We start from the raw sequence: 16,022 nt of genomic DNA on the forward strand, positions 1-16,022 counted from the left end.
ATTATTTTTTGTTAATTATTTGGGCAACTTTAGCAGTCGATTTCTCTGGCTGAATTACTTGACCTTCCTGAAGTTTATCGATACCACTTAATACAATTTGATCACCAGATTTAACACCATCTTTGATCAGGTAATCTGTTCCCATTTTTCCGATAATTGTGATCGGCATTTTGTTTACTTTGTTTTCTTTACTTAGTGTATAAACAAAAACTTTGTCTTGCATTTCTATAGTAGCCGATTGCGGTACTAAAATGGCATCATCATGCTGAATTCCTAAACGAATTTTCCCTGTATTTCCTGAACGTAATGTTCCATTTGAATTAGGGAAAGTTGCTCTAAGTGTTATTGCACCAGTATTTTTATCGAATTGACCATCAACCATATCGATTTTTCCTAATTGTGTATAAGCATTACCATCTGCAAGTATTAACGATACTGGTGGTAAGTTTTTGATTTTATCTCCAACAGTATTTCCAGAATATTGAGTTTTGAAATTGATAAAATCGGTCTCTCCTAATGAGAAATAGGCATATACTTCATGAACATCTGATAATTTTGTTAATGGTTCTATATCAGATACAGAAACTAAGCTTCCTTGTTTTTTTGGAAGTCTTCCGATGTATCCGCTTACTGGAGCTGTAATTGTGGTATAACTTAAATTAATTTTTGCAGATTCTACCATTGCTCTGGCTTGTTCAATATTTGCAGCAGCAATTCTATGAGAGGCTTTTGCCGTTTTTAATTGATAATCAGAAACTACTTTGTTTTGTACCAATGGAGTTAGTTTATCAATTTCTAGTTGAGCATTGATTAATGCTGCTTCGGCTCCGTGGAGGTTTGCTAATGCATTGTTAAGTTGCTCACGAAATGGTCGTTCGTTTATTTTGAATAGTGATTGTCCTTTTGAAACGTAAGCTCCTTCATCAACTAAAACCCGGTCTAGGTTACCGCTCACTTGTGGACGAATTTCTACATCAATCGTTCCTTGTATCGAAGCAGGATATTCAGAATCTGTTGTAGCATTTGTGTTTTTAATAGCAAGTATTGGTAATAATGGGGCAGTAGGAGCAGGCGCTTGAGCCTTATCTGCACATCCTATTACAACTAAGGCAATAAGGACACTGGTAATTATTATTTTTTTCATTTTAGCATTGATTTTAATTTGTTGAACATTTGAGTTATTTAAATTTGGATTGGGTTTTGTATTAATTTGATTCACATTTAATTGTATTAAACTATTTAACGATGTTAAGTATAAAAGCGTAAAAATTCATATAATTATTCCTTCCAGTTATAATGAATTATAATTGGTATTAAATTATTTATCACTGTTAAGTGAAGCCTTAAAAAAAATCCGATTCCGTTCAAAACGATATGATGGGATTCGAAAACTCTATTAAATTATTTATCAGTGTTAAGTAGAATGATGAAAAAAAAATTTTGGCTCCGCTTTGGATGACAAAATTTGGTTCAAATTTACTACATTAAATTATTTATCAGTGTTAAGTGGAGATTAAATTTTTTTAACGTATCGATTTTATGATTCCACCAATGGCGTCTTTTAAAATTTGAGTGTTAATTGTTTCTAAAACTTCACTTTTATTGATGATATTGATAGAGATTAAACCGTGTATTACTGAAAAGAATGTAAAATATTTTTGTTTTATTACATCTTCAGTAGGCTTACTTTCTTTCATTATTTCGGCAATAACGGCAGTAAATAGTTTGTAAGGTGCTTCTGAAGCCGAACATCGCTCATTACAGCAAGTCATTTGCACACCAAACATTAACTGATACATATCGGTATTGGTAAAAGCAAAGTCCCAATAAGCCATCCACATAGCTTCTAGTTGCTCTTCAGGGTTGTCAAATTTACTTTTTGCTTTTTCGAGTTCAATAGTTAACTTAACAAAACCTCTACCAGTTAATTCTTGTAATATTGCTTCTTTATTCGAAAAGTATTCATAAATAATAGGGGCTGTATATTCAATCTTGTCTGCGATTTTTCGCATACTAAGACCTTGCCATCCATCCTCTTTTACAATAGTACAGGCAGCGTCCAGAATGTTTTTTCTGGTCTCTTCTTTTTGTCTTAAAATTCGATCTTTGCTTGCCATTTTGATAGAGTATTAAATTGTTTAACACCGTTAGGCAAATGTATGGCAATTTTTAGGATTAAAAAATATTTCTCTCATAGTTTTTTCTTATTGCTGAATAAAGAAAATTTTTAGAATGTATTTTTTTAAGAAAATAAACATGTTAACTTGTTGATTGTTACTGAATTATATGTTTTATTGTTTTTAATTATGGCTTTCTAGGCTTGTTTGGTATAATTCATTTATAATCATTATGTTGGGTTATTTTTGGAGTAGTTTTATTCTAACAAAATAAAATGGTTTGGTGAATTTAAAATTGCTAATAATTCTTACATTTGGCGATTCTAAATTTAAACTATGGTAGGTTTTATTGTTTTTGCTTTAATTATATGTGTTGTTATCTTGTTTTATAATTTTTCTATATTAAAAAGGGAGAACGAATATTTAGATTCTCTTTATAGAAAAAATAACGGAGAGTACAACTCTTTGAAGAAAGAGATTGAAGACCTCAGAAAACAAATTATGCAACCTGATTTTGTTACTCGAGATTTAGCTTCAAAAGCTGATGAAGTCCAAATCATTTCAGAACCAATCCAAGAGGCTTCTCCTCAAATCATTCCAGATATTTTGAATGTTATTGATGATTCTCCTCAAGAAGAAGATGTCATTATTGATGAGCCTATAGAAAAAGCTGCTTTTAGCTTTGAATCCCGAACGATTCATATACTTGATAAAGAAGAAAGCGTTAACGATAAAGAAACTCCAGAACTAGAAGAAAACCTTGAAACACAAGCTGTTCACGAACCTGAACCTCAGCCTGAGTCTCAGGTTTATGAAGAAGAGGTTTATGTAGAAAGTGCTTTTTCTATCCTAATTAAAAAGATAGAACATCAATTTGCTGAAAATTGGACAGGTATTTTGGGTACTGCAATAATGGTTTTAGGAATTGGTTATTTAAGCATTTATACTGCTTTAAAAGTTTCACCAATGTTCCGAATCTTAATTCTTTGGCTTTATGCCGGAATTTTAGTTGGATCCTATTTCTTTTTAAAAACAAAAGAAAAATGGTTTAAAACAGGACTTTGGCTTCGCAGTGCTGGAGCGAGTTTGTTTTTGTTTGGCTGTTTTGGTGCTTCGCAAATTCCCGCACTTACTTTTATACATAGTATTCCAATTGCTTATTCACTCATCGGAATTGGAATTGCAATCAATTTATATGTTGGTTACATTATAAGGCAGCAAACTTTTTTATCGCTTCACGTAATTTTGAGCATTTTGATTTTATGTGTAATTCCCGAAAAACTCTTAATTACATTCTTACTGGCGTCGATTACAGCAACGGCAGGAATTATTCTATCCTATAAAGAAAAGTGGGAATATCATTTATTGATTGTTATTTCGTGCTTTATCATATTTGATATTTGGTTTACCCAAGGAACAAATACGTTGAGTGCTTCTCAAAATATTTTTGCAATACTTGGTATTATCTTGGTTTCAGTAAGCTGTATGTATATGCAGTATCGAAATATTTATGCTAACACCCATTTTGATAGAATTGCTTTCGTAACGCATCTTACTAACTGGGTTTTATTTGCTTTAGGCTTAATTTTACATTCAACAGGAAGTAAGATCAAAATTTTCGTTTTATTTATTGCGGGAGTTCTTTGCCTTTTTGCGGCTCTTTTTGCAAGAAAGAAAAAGATATTTTGGCTGTATCATTTAGACGGGATGGTTTCGTTTTTGCTTTTTGCATTGAGTATCATCATGCTTAATGATTGGAGAGTTGGCTCTGATATTATCGCTTGCGGATTGTATGCTTTAGTAATTACTTGTTTGTTTATTGTTTATAAAAATAAGGAAGTCTTGTTGTCTAAAATATTCTTAGGACTCAATCATATTTTCTGTTTGTTTATTTTCGGCTTTTTTGTTCTGCATATTAATCCATCTACTGAACAAACCAATATTACAAACTCTTTTGCTTGCTTGATTGTTATGATGTTCATGACGTTATTAGTTCCTGTTTTTTGCTCTATTAAAAAAGAGTTCTTAAAAATAGATTCTTTTATTGCTAAAAAAGATTTGAGTTTAAACGGAGTTTTCTCTGTACTATTTTCAATATTATTTTTCTTAAGTTGGTACCATACGATTGAAATTTCGTTTTATTACCCTCTTTTATTTATTGCTTTATTGTGGTGCTTTTTACGATTTAAGTTCAAAACAAATACTTTTGATTTTGGAAGATTCACTTTTTTAATCATTACCATTGCTACAGGACTAACATTAATTCTTACCGAACCAAAATCTAATTTAGATGTGGTATTTGCTTTAGGAATAGTTTCTGTAATAACATTCAACTGGTTTGTGAAATTATTATACACAGATGATTCTACCATCAAAACTATTGGAATCATTGGTGTAAACATTTTATTAGTTTCGTTATTGTATAAATATTTTGTTCTTTATTATATTATTCAAATTTTTGGATTGTTTGTTATAGCTCTGCTAAATCACGAATTTTTATGGATTCAATTTAAAAGAAATACGCTTTCAGTTAGCAACCAAATCTTGCTCTACGGATTTTGTATTGCTCTTTCGATATTTGGAAGTTTCTTATTTTTATACAATACCCAATTTTTAAATAATACTGAAATTGGATTAATTGCTATTGGACTTTCTGTAATCGAAACGTATATTTTATTTGCAGATAAAATCAGAAACAAATCAAATGCTATTATCTCTGGTTGGGGAAATTTAAGTGTTCTTAATTCAGAATTTATTCTTTTTAATGCTTTAGTTTTTGGATTTTCTTGCATCGAAATCGACTATATTCCTGTTTATTTAGGTGCTTTGGCATTGCTTACTTTTTGGGTTTATCAAAAAACTGAAAAAATTAAACGTTATAATATTTACTCCTTTATATTATTAATGAGTTCTATACTTGTAAGTGTTTATTTAGCTATTGATGAAGTAAATGCTGCTAATAAAACGATGCTTTATGTGACACAAGCTACATGCATTTTGTTGTCTGTTGTTTATAGTTATTTACAGATTAAATGCTTGAAAGAAAAAGGAAAAATGTTTATTGCTATTTTACCTATTCTTCAAAACCTATGGATTATAACTTTATTATTTATTCAGGTAGAGATGGCTTATTTACCGCTATTATTTATGCTTTTGGCAATTCTTAATTTTGGTTTAATCGCATACAAAAAAATAGATTTAGTCCCAGAATCGGTACTTATGATTGGGTTATTGTCTATTTTAATCTCCGTTTTATATAGTATCAAAGAACTAAATCAGTTTAGCTTGTTAGACTGGGTGTTACAACTTTCTAGTATTGCTTTATTGATTGTTTTAGTGCTTTTGATGAATAAAAAAGATTTTGTTAAATCATTTAAAATTGATTATCAAATTGTCATAAATATTTGGCTTTCGATTATTATGTTCTCTCAATTAGAACACAAATGGCTTCCTGTATTTTGGGCAGTAACAGCTATAATAAACTTATGTCTTTATTATAAAAAAATCGGCACTAAGAAAGAGATTAGTATTGTTTATTATTTATTAGCAAATTTTCATCTGGCGTTTATTAGTTTTAATTATTACGAATCTAAATTTGAATTTGTTTACCTGATTATATTTGCCTTATTAGCGCTATACATTTTTATTATCTATAAATATATTGAAGATTTCAAATTCAGAAATAGTATTATTATCTATCCTGCTACTTTTAGTATTGGATTGTTTTTGTTTCTTTCGTTTGACAAAGGAATCTTAACGTTCTTCTGGATTTTAGAATCTCTTGGATTACTAATACTCGGAATTATTTTGAAAGAAAAATATTTCCGTTATGTTTCGCTTTCCTTAGTAGGGGTTTGCGTAATTCGACTAATGTTTTTTGATTTATCGAATGCGGATTTCCTAATAAGAGCTTTAGTTTTATTGGGCGTTGGAGTAGTGCTTTTGATAATGAATACTTTGTTCAAAAAATATAAAGAGAGATTTGATTAAAAATAGGTGAATTTTATTTCTGCAAGATTTTTTTGACCTTGCAGAAATCTATTCAAAATTAATCTTAGTGCTGACTTTGCAAAATAATTCTTTCGTTGACACTTTCGTAAAAGGGAGTTGGGATTCCGTTTTTAGTGCAATTTTCGATGACGTAATCTACTAAGAAAGCTTTTTCAGTTTGATTGTTGTTTTCAAAATCCAATTGTAAAGATGATTTGGACTCAAATGGAAATTTAGTCAATAAATCTTTTGAGGTTTCGATATCTTCTTTCGTCAGGTTGATATTATTTTTGCGTGCAAGTGACTGAATCTCGATCATCATATTTTCTAGAATATGCATTAGATTTTTATCTTCTAAGAGTTGCCCAAAAGTGACTTTGTAAGCTGAAGTTATTGCAGCAACTGGAGCTACAAATAAGTATTTTTTCCAAAGTATCTGATTAATATCAGCTACATAAGCTATGTCTAAACCTCCTGTTGTTAATAGATCTATTAGCCATTTATTCTCTTTTTCTCCTCCAACGAAAATTTTTCCTGGTCCTCCAATATGCTGAATATGTCCTGGGTTTTTAACATTTGAGGCTACATAAATACAACCTTCCATAATTTGCCCTAATTCGGGCAATGTTTCATGAATAATTTCTCTAGCATTTACAACATTCTGCAAAGTGATTATTATGGTATTAGTACCTATGCAATCTTTATAAGTAGTTAGGATTTCGCTTAATGAATAAGATTTGCTGGTAACAATCAATACATCTAAGATTCCAATTTCTGTTGGATCATCTGATACTAAATCGGGAAATATAGTTTCTTTAGTCCCTTTAGATTCAAATATTAATCCGCTTTTTTGGATGGCATTTTTAGTTGCGCCTCTGCAAATGAATATAATTTGGGTTGTACTGTCTTTGTACTTTTTTGCCAATGGTGCGCCTACAAATCCGCCGATTCCACCAATCCCAAGAATTCCTATTTTTATTGTATCTGAGTTCATCTTTTAGTATTTACCGTTTTAGGTTATTGATACAAAGTAAATAGGTTTGTATTTATATATTGATGTAAAATTATAGGTTATATTTGTATAATTTAAGGATTATGAATAACACTTTTTTTATATATAAAGATTTCGAAATTTATTCGGTTGAAGAATTAACTTGGAAGAAAGAGGTGCATAGGCATAACTTTTTTGAGCTGTTATATATTGAGTATGGCACAGGCAATCATATTCTTAATTCAATTCATCATAATTATAAACAGCATGATATTTATTTGCTTACGCCAAAAGATTACCATTCTTTTAAAACATTAGAACCTACAAAGTTTCATTGCTTGCGTTTCTTGCCTAATTTTTTTTCGAATAGGAGTGAAATTGAAGAAATTGAAAAATTATTTTATTACCACAATCAGCTCAAAGGAAATTTGATTTTGCCAGATGATGATAAGACATTTTGTGAATTGGTGATTTTAAAAATATTAGATGAAGTAGCTAAGCAAAAGGGGCAGAACGAAATTATAATCAAGAGTTTGATGATGTCACTTATTCAAATAATTAGAAGGAATGCGAGCGTAAATGAAAGCGATATAAATATCCAAACTACTGAGGTTCTTAAGATAGATACTATTCTAAGCTATATTCGTTTTAATATTGCTAATCCACATTTGCTAAAGAAAAAAGAAATGGCCAGCTATTTTAATGTTTCTATACATTATATTGGTGAATATTTTAAAACTCATTTAAATATTACTTTAAGAGATTATATTGTACAAACCAAACTGAAGGTAGTAACTGAAAAATTGAGTAAAAGCAATTTGACTTTTTCAGAAATTAGCAATGATTTGGGTTTTATAGATAGCAGTCATTTTAATAAATTCATTATGCGAAGTACCGGAGTTTCTCCATCTGAGTTTAGGAAGAGGATTTAAGTATTTAAGGTTAAAAGGTTCAAAGGTGCAGAGGTGCAGAGTTACAAAGTTACAAAGGTTTTTTGTAGAGGTGTATAGCAGTGCATGTTTAGTATGCGATAAAGGAACACGATACGGATTTTTTAGTTTCATTATTAAAGAGATTCGTTTAATCCGCGTTTCATTTCTAGACAATCTAATTTTAAAAAAAACACCTTTAAACATTACGCTTAAAGGTGTTTTAGAAATTTAAATTATTGTGATTATGAATCTGTATTGCTCATATCTTTTTTGCGATACACTAGATAAAATACTTGTGGTAATACTGTTAAAGATAATATCATACAAACAATTAGCCCTCCTACAATCATAATTGCCAATGGTTTTTGTACCTCTGATCCCATTCCTGTAGATAATGCCGCAGGTAATAATCCAAGAGATCCCATAAGTGCAATCATTACAATAGGACGTATTCTGGCATAAATACCATTCGATATTGCATCCTTTAAATGCATTCCGGATCGCATATTCTCTTGGATGATTCCGATGAGGACAATACTATCAATTGCGCTGACTCCAAAGAGTATAATGAAACCGATTCCTGCTGATATTCCAAACACTGTTCCTGTTATCCATAACGATAAGAAACCTCCAATAAAAGCATATGGCATGGCACTCACTGCGACCATAGTATCTTTGAAATTACCGAAATTGAAATACAATAGACATAAAATCAGAATTAGTACTACTGGAACAATCATCGCTAATTGTTTAGATGCTCTTTCTTTACTTTCAAATTCTCCTGCCCATTTCATTACATTTTCTTTAGGTAGTTTTACTTCGGCGGCCACTTTTTTCTGTGCTTCTTCAATTGTGCTACCTAAATCTCTGCCCTCGATACTAAATCCTACTGCTATATAACGGCTGTTTCCTTCACGATATATAAACGTTGGACCCGTTTTATATTCTACAGTAGCGATTTCTTTTAAAGGGACCTTTTTTCCATTCATGGTTGGAATAAGAATATCTTCTATCTTTTCTTTTGAGTCACGGTATTCTTTTTCGAAACGTATGCTAATATCAAATATCTTTTCGTCATCATAAAACTGGGTTGCCGCTTGTCCTCCAATTGTCATTCGAATAACTGCTTGCGCATCGGCAGTTGTAATAGCATAACGCGCCATTTTTTCGTCATGGAGTTGAATTCTTAATTCTGGTAAACCTATATTTTTATATACATTTATATCTTCTATTCCTTTTACATCTTTGATTGACTTAGCAACTTTTGCTGCCATTTCTTCCAATTGAAATAAGTCATTTCCGAAAATCTTTATAACAAGAGGACTTTTTACACCTGCGACATATTCTTCTACATTATCCTGAATAGGTTGGCTAAAACCAAAGCCAATTCCAGGATACACATCCAGCTCCTTTTTAATCTCGGCGATTAAGTCCTCTTTGCTAATTTTACGTTTCCATTCATCCTGATGCAACAATTCGATATGCAATTCGATATTAAAAAAACCTGTTGGATCAGTTCCATCATTTGGTCTTCCTGTTTGCGTAAGTATAAATTTTACTTCTTCAAATTTTCTTATTTTCTCTTTCATCTCTTTTGTAAGACGTACCGCTTCATCAAGATTTATACTGTTAGGCAAAGTAGCTCTTACATAGATCGCTCCTTCATTTAATTTCGGGATGAATTCGGAACCATAAAAAGCAAATTTGGCACAACATACAGCAAGTAATACCAAGAATCCGTATAATGTTGCTTTACGATTTCGAGTACTCCATTTAAATAATTTAAATAGGTTTTCTCTAAAGAAACGCGAAATCATATTTTCTTTTTCAACGATATTTTTTGTCAACATTACTTTACACATTGCTGGTACGTAGGTAAGTGACAAAATTAATGACCCTAATAGCGCATAACTCAATGTAAAAGCTAGGGGAGAGAACATTTTTCCTTCTACTTTACTAAAAGAGAATATTGGCATAAGCGCTACAATCAAAATGATTAGAGCAAAGAAAATATAAGTAGCTACACTACCAATACTTTTCTTGATAAGCCCCATTTTACTCATTTTGTTAAAACGTTCCATACCTACTTTGTGTGCCTTCTTTTCCAGCGATACAAAGACCTGTTCGACTATGACTAGGGTTCCCTCGAGCAACAGCCCAAAATCCAGAGCTCCCATAGATATTAAGTTGGCTGGTAACCCTTGTATTCGTAACATTATAATTGCGAATAAGAATGAAAGCGGTATTACCGATGCAACAATTAATGATGTACGCCAATTGTAAAGGAAAATAAATACTATTAATGATACTAGTAATATTCCTTCAACAAGGTTTTTTGTTACCGTTTTTACAGTTGTGTTTACCAACTCGGTACGGTCTATAAACGGAACAATTTTTACATTATCCGGCAGTACTCTTTCATTAAGTTCGTTTAAACGATCTTTAAGTCGCTTTATAACTTCACCTGGATTTTCTCCACGAAGCATAATTACAATACCTTCTACAACATCATTTTCATCATCTAAGCCTACCTGTCCTAGTCTTGGTTTAGCCGCTATTTTAACTTCGGCTACGTGTTTTACCAATATTGGTGATGCCCCTTTGGTTTCTATTAGTATATTACCAATATCTTCTATTTTATTGATAAGACCAACTCCTCTTACTACATATGCCTGATCACCACGTTGGATTACATCACCACCAACGTTTACGTTACTTTTGGAGACAGCTTCGTAAACATCAAGTGCTGATAGATTATAATTTTCTAATTGTGTAGGGTTAATTTTTATTTCGAAGATTTTCTCTTCTCCACCAAAACTTACTACATCGGCAACTCCAGGAACTGATACCAGTTCTCTTTCGATCACCCAATCCTGAATGGCTTTTATTTCTTTAATTGGTAGGTCACTTTTTATGACATATCTAAATATTTCACCTGTTGCTCCGGATGGCGGTTCAATATCTACATCTGCACCTTCTGGAAGATCTAATCCGTTAAGGCGATTGGATGCATATTGCTGTGCGTAAAAATCCTCAACATCATCATCAAATAATACGGTTACAACTGATAACCCAAAAAGCGAAATAGAACGTACTTCGGATTTTTTTGGTATCGTATTCATTTGTTTGGAAATAGGAAGTGTAATAAACTTTTCTACTTCTTCGGCGCTTCTTCCTGGCCATTGTGTAATTATCCTTGCTCGGGTATTGGTTACGTCGGGAAAAGCTTCTATAGGCGTATTGATATAGCTTACTATTCCGGCTACTAGTAGTACTGCAGTCAAGAAAAACACTATGAGTGAGTTTTTTAACGAGAATGCTACTAAACCTTGTACAAATTTTTTCATGTCTTGTATTGTGTTTATCCGTTTTTATGGAGGATACTTAGTTTTTTAATCTTTCGTGAATTAACAAGTGATTTTTAGTAATAACCTTTTCTCCTTCGTTAACTCCTTTATCAAAATAAATCCAGTTGTTATTTTTTATGGTAGGATTAATTTCTCTGGTTTCGATTGTGCAGTCATCTTTATAGATTAAGATGTAATTACGATTATTATCAAAGATGGCCGCTTTTGCAGGAACTGCAGCAAGCATTTCTCCTCCTAAGCTTTTATCGATAACAATATCAGCTGTCATTCCTGGTTTTAATTTTAAATTTTTATTCTCCATTACAATTCTGGCTTTTAGTACATGCTCTTCGGCATCAAAAACTTTAGAAAGCATGGTTATTTTTCCTTTAAATATTTCTCCAGGGTAAGCTGGAGTAGTAACATCTACAAGCATGTTTTCGGTTACGTTTTTTAGATTACTGGTATAAACATTTACCAATACCCAAATTTCTTTTAAATCAGAAATTGTAAAAAGAGGTTCGCTGTCATCAGTTATCTGCATTCCAGGACTAATATTTTTAGCCACAACATATCCTTCTGTTGGCGCTTTTATCTGAAAAACGGCTCTTTCGCTGCTAGCACTAAACATGGCAAGGTTTGCTTTTACATTTTCTAACGAAGACTTTAAAACATCTAATTCGCTTTGTGCTTGCATTAAGTCTTTTTGCGAAGCAATTCCATCATCAAACATTGATTTTGTTGCTTGTAATTGACGTTGAGCAACGGATAATTGTGATTGCAATGATTTACTTTCTGATTGCATACCGTTTAGCTCTGTACTTTTTATTTCTGCTAGTACTTGCCCTTTTTTCACATAATCACCTAATGAAAAAGTAGTTTTGGTTATAATTCCTTCTACAAGGCTATTAAATTGTACTACATGATCATTATTATAGGTAATATTTCCTGTAAGATTTATGGATTCACTAACCGTACGTTTTTGTACAGGATCGATAGTAATTTTTTCTTTTAGATTTTTGTCAATACAAAATTTTTCATCTGTTGTATCTTTAATTGCTTCTTTTTTTTCACACCCGTAAACGAGCATTAATCCAAGGATAGGAAGTAAAATATGTTTCTTCATTATGTTTGTTGTTATTTTTAGATAATTTGTGCAGTATTCTGGATTAGGAGAATTAATTAATTTCCTGACCTGCTATATAGCGTAGTTCTTCAAGGTTTTTATTCAGATCTTTTTTAGAATTTAGCAGTATAGATTTGTTTTCTAAATAGGCTTCTACAAAATCTAGATATTCTAGTATACTAGTATTTCGTTGCATGAAGTTTTTACGATAACTTTCTAAAAGTTTGTCTAAATCTCCTTCATAACTAGAGTCCACACTATCATAAAGTTTTTTGGTTACAATTAAGTCTTCATAGGCTTGCAGTACCTCTGCTTGTACGCTTATTGCTTTCTCTTCGGTAAGTAGCTTGCCTTGGTCAATACTTATTTTTGCGGCTTTTATATTTCCTTGATTTCTATTTAAAAAAGGGAGATCCATAGAGAATCCTACTCCAACAAAATCCTTCATTATATTTGAAGCACGATCATACGTTACACCAAGAGTTACATCGGGCGTTCGCATGGCTTTTTCGTATTTGTACTTATTGGTATTATATTCATTTTCCAGCTTAAGCACTTTCATGTCTGGTCTGTTTTCTATAGCCGAAGCCAACAGATTGCCTAAGTTTATGTTATCGATGTTTTTATTATCGGGAACAAAGCCTTCATCGGTAATTTTGATATAACTTGTAGCAGGCATATTCATAAGAACTTTAAGTTCTTTTTGCAATGAATTATTTTCTTTTTTGAGTTCGCTTATTTCTTTTAAGAATTGCAATTCAGAAGCTTTTAATCTAATATATTCTCCTTTACCAATATTTCCTTGCGTAACTTGATTGCTATATGCTTTGAGTAATGTTTGCATTGAAGAAAGCTGTTTTTGATAAACGGCTTCTTGCGCTTGCACAAATTGTAGTTCGGTTAGATTTCCTCTGAACTCTATTTTTAGATTACGTAAAAAAGTTTTAAAATATTCTTTGGCGATATCTACACCAACTTTTTCCATGGCAATCATCTTTTTTCTTTTCCCTGCCGTTTGGATAAGTTGTTCTAGCTCAACATTAACTTGTGTTGTTCTTCCAAAATTCCCTAACATTGGAGGTAAATCTTCAACTGTAGCATTTTTCCAAAGATTTATCTCGCCTACGTTAAGAGTTGGATTTGGCCATAATTTTGCCTGAATAACTTGTGCATCGGCAATGTCGATGTTTAGTTTTTCGGAAATAAGAGAAAGGTTCTTGTCTAGAAACAAAGCCTCGGCCTGTGTTCGAGAAAGAACAATTGTATCGTTTATTGTAGTAATTTGTGCCACACCTCTGTGTGATACAATAACGAGTAGGGTTAAGATTATACGTTTCAAATTATATTGTTTTTAATATGATGCAAAGCTAGTTGCGGCATATTAAATCATAATTTGATATATATTAAAAGAGGATTAGACTAACATTAGAAAACGATTAGAGTGGCGGAAATAGTAATGTTACCGTTGTTCCTTCGTCTTTTTTGGAAGTAATTGCAAAATGAATATTATTTTGCTTGAAGATAATGTTTGCCAAAGAAAGTCCTACACCGCTGCCTTTTATATCATCAACATTTTTGCCTCTGTAAAAGGTTTGTTTGATAAACTTTAAGTCGTTTTCACTGATACCAGTTCCGTGGTCTTCGATTACAATTTTTAATTGATTATCCTGTTGTAATAAGCTTATTTTTATAGGATTACCATTCGAGTATTTCACGGCATTTTCTATGATATTATACAAAGCAATTTTAATTTCATTGCTATTTCCTTTTATCGAAAGTAATTTATCATTAGTAACTTCTAGTGCGATTTGAATTTGAGAATCCTTTAGTTTATGTACCTCTGGCAATTGGTCATTAATATCCCATACTAATTCATCGACTCTAAAAACTTCATTGAGTTCGGTATTGTCTCTGAGCCCGGATAGCATCATAAGCGTATTGAGAGTATCTTCTATTTGATAGACATTTTCTAATACTTTTTCAGACATTTCTTTGTACTCAGCACTTGTTCTTTCTTTTTGTGCAAATACTTCTAAATTTCCCGATATGGCTGTTAAAGGCGTTTTAAATTCATGGGAAACATAATTGATGAAGTTTTTTTGAATTACAAATGTATCCGATAAACGCTTAAATAAATTATTATAGGTTTCTATAAGCTCTTGTATTTCGTCTTTGGTATTTGGAGATATAATATGTCGATCTAGTGACGAAGCCTCAATTTCGTTTACCTGATCTACAATATTTTTAATCGGACTGTAAGCAAGGTTTGATAACTTACGGCTAACCATGTATATCAGTATGAGTCCAATGATTAAAACCAGTACCATGATGATTAACAATCGGTTGGTGATAGTTTTAAATTCAACATCGTTTTTTTTGACAAAAACTACAAAATCACCTTGATTGTCACGGTAATAGCTTCCAAAATAAAAGTGATGTTTTGATTTAAAACTTAATTTTCTATTCTTTCGAATATAATCGAGCCTTTCAGGAGTTATATTTTTATCGTGTTCTTTTTCACCATAAACTACTTCGTTTTGCTTGTTGTAAACGCGGGTTACTATTTCCAAAGAATTTTCTTTGAATTGCTGCCCGATGATTAAATGTTGATTTTCTGGCAGTTCATCTTTTTCTAAATAGAAAATTCCTGTAAGTAAACACGTTTTTTGCAGTTCGTTATACATTATCTTTTCAGAATAGCTATAAAATGATAAGTATGTTATAATCGAAGCAATTATAAATACAATGCTAAACGTAAATGAAGATATTAATGTAAATCGGTTGCGTATTTTCATGACTATTCTTTAATCATATATCCTGTTCCTTTTATGGTGTGGATAAATTTATGGTTTTGTTCGATTTTGTTTCTTAAATATGAAATATAAACATCAACCACATTGGTATTATTATCATAATTAATTCCCCAAACGGCATTTAATATTTGGGTTCTTGACATTACTTTATTTCTATTTTCTAGCAAAAACAATAGCAATTTATATTCTCTTGGCGATAAATCAATAGGTACATTATTTTCGGTAACTTTATGTTCTTCAGGATTTATGGTTAAGCTTCCACAGGTGTATAATGTTTCGACCTTGTTATAATTAAATTTAGTTCTTCGGGTTAGTGCATTAACTCTTGAGATTAACTCCTGAAAATGAAAAGGCTTCACCAGATAATCATCGGCTCCAGAATCTAAAGCATTCACTTTATCATCGGTATTACTAAGTGCGCTAAGCATCAATATGGGAGTATGGATTTTTTTAAAACGCATTAATTTGGTTAACTGAATGCCATCAATACCAGGAAGCATAATATCCATTAGGATAATATCCCAAGTATTTTCTTGAAGTAAGTCTCGGGCGATCTCTCCAGTTTCGGCTAAATGCACTGTGAAATTGTTTTCTTCTAAACCCTTTACTATAAATTCGCTTATGCGTTTATCGTCCTCAATAAGTAAAACATTCATATAATAGTTGTTTCTTGTATGTACTATAATTACAAAGATTATCAAAAATA

The 16,022-nt window shown here is 31.6% G+C and carries 10 protein-coding genes; 2 read left to right on the forward strand and 8 right to left on the reverse strand.

The window, feature by feature from the left end; genetic code table 11:
* Window position 1 precedes the first annotated feature (1 nt).
* The gene (locus LPB87_RS13710; RefSeq protein WP_129538776.1) at window positions 2-1,144 is read right to left on the reverse strand and encodes an efflux RND transporter periplasmic adaptor subunit; all 1,143 of its coding nucleotides are present in this window, start codon (window positions 1,142-1,144) and stop codon (window positions 2-4) included.
* 379 nt (window positions 1,145-1,523) lie between these two features.
* On the reverse strand, window positions 1,524-2,117 hold the full coding sequence (locus LPB87_RS13715; RefSeq protein WP_129538775.1) for a TetR/AcrR family transcriptional regulator: 594 nt from the start codon (window positions 2,115-2,117) through the stop codon (window positions 1,524-1,526).
* 336 nt (window positions 2,118-2,453) lie between these two features.
* On the opposite strand from LPB87_RS13715, the gene LPB87_RS13720 reads away from it, so the two are divergent.
* Window positions 2,454-6,107 carry a hypothetical protein gene (locus LPB87_RS13720; RefSeq protein WP_230728255.1) on the forward strand — a complete coding sequence of 1,218 codons (3,654 nt, stop codon included), beginning with the start codon at window positions 2,454-2,456 and terminating at the stop codon, window positions 6,105-6,107.
* A gap of 64 nt (window positions 6,108-6,171) precedes the next feature.
* Here the strand turns inward: LPB87_RS13720 and LPB87_RS13725 are convergent, their stop codons facing one another.
* Window positions 6,172-7,101, reverse strand: coding sequence for a 2-dehydropantoate 2-reductase (locus tag LPB87_RS13725; RefSeq protein ID WP_230728256.1), 930 nt, complete (start codon window positions 7,099-7,101; stop codon window positions 6,172-6,174).
* Between the two features lie 101 nt (window positions 7,102-7,202).
* On the opposite strand from LPB87_RS13725, the gene LPB87_RS13730 reads away from it, so the two are divergent.
* Window positions 7,203-8,030, forward strand: a complete 828-nt coding sequence (locus LPB87_RS13730) for a helix-turn-helix transcriptional regulator (protein WP_230728257.1) — start codon at window positions 7,203-7,205, stop codon at window positions 8,028-8,030.
* 242 nt (window positions 8,031-8,272) lie between these two features.
* Here LPB87_RS13730 and LPB87_RS13735 read toward each other — a convergent pair whose 3' ends face one another.
* The 5 genes from LPB87_RS13735 to LPB87_RS13755 form a co-directional block, all read right to left on the reverse strand.
* Complete coding sequence (locus LPB87_RS13735; protein WP_230728258.1) at window positions 8,273-11,377, reverse strand: CusA/CzcA family heavy metal efflux RND transporter; 3,105 nt, start codon at window positions 11,375-11,377, stop codon at window positions 8,273-8,275.
* Window positions 11,378-11,414: 37 nt separating this feature from the next.
* Window positions 11,415-12,503: an efflux RND transporter periplasmic adaptor subunit gene (locus LPB87_RS13740; protein ID WP_230728259.1), complete on the reverse strand. Its 1,089-nt coding sequence runs from the start codon at window positions 12,501-12,503 to the stop codon at window positions 11,415-11,417.
* Between the two features lie 52 nt (window positions 12,504-12,555).
* The gene (locus tag LPB87_RS13745) at window positions 12,556-13,842 is read right to left on the reverse strand and encodes a TolC family protein (protein WP_230728260.1); all 1,287 of its coding nucleotides are present in this window, start codon (window positions 13,840-13,842) and stop codon (window positions 12,556-12,558) included.
* 97 nt (window positions 13,843-13,939) lie between these two features.
* Window positions 13,940-15,298 carry a HAMP domain-containing sensor histidine kinase gene (locus tag LPB87_RS13750; protein WP_230728261.1) on the reverse strand — a complete coding sequence of 453 codons (1,359 nt, stop codon included), beginning with the start codon at window positions 15,296-15,298 and terminating at the stop codon, window positions 13,940-13,942.
* A gap of 2 nt (window positions 15,299-15,300) precedes the next feature.
* A complete protein-coding gene (locus tag LPB87_RS13755) occupies window positions 15,301-15,972 on the reverse strand; it encodes a response regulator transcription factor (RefSeq protein WP_230728262.1) in 672 nt (223 codons plus the stop codon).
* Between the last annotated feature and the right edge of the window lie 50 nt (window positions 15,973-16,022).

The organism is Flavobacterium sp. EDS (assembly GCF_020991525.1).
GTDB lineage: Bacteria > Bacteroidota > Bacteroidia > Flavobacteriales > Flavobacteriaceae > Flavobacterium.